The following is a 391-nucleotide window of genomic DNA, read 5'->3' on the forward strand; positions in this document are numbered from 1 at the left end:
GTTGCGGTCGGGCCTCCTGGACCGGGCCGACATCGAGTTCCACTTCGAGCGCTTCTCGGCACCGCCGGTCGTCGACGGCCGGGCGTTCACGCTCGAGCTCGAGAACACCGGCGAGGTCTTCGAGGTACCGGCGGACCGATCGCCGCTCGACGTGCTGGCCGAGGCGTACCCCGCGATCCCGTACTCCTGCCGCCAGGGCTTCTGCGGCACCTGCCGGCTCACCGTCGTCGACGGCGACGCGGACCACCGCGACGGCTCCCTCACCGACGACGAACGCGCCGCGGGCTGCCTGCTGCCCTGCGTCTCGCGCGCCCGGGGCGACCGGCTCGTCGTCCGCGCCGACCTCTACTGACACCCTCGATCGATCGGGAGGCATCATGCCCACCACCAC

General features: G+C 72.4%; 1 protein-coding gene. It reads left to right on the top strand.

Features of this window, described 5'->3' with window-relative positions; genetic code table 11:
- Positions 1–352 (top strand): 2Fe-2S iron-sulfur cluster-binding protein (locus tag ACOADB_RS19110; RefSeq protein WP_378602026.1); only part of this gene is annotated, 352 nt, incomplete at its 5' end.
- Between the last annotated feature and the right edge of the window lie 39 nt (positions 353–391).

The sequence above is a fragment of the Nocardioides sp. CPCC 206348 genome, assembly GCF_048654705.1.
GTDB lineage: Bacteria > Actinomycetota > Actinomycetes > Propionibacteriales > Nocardioidaceae > Nocardioides.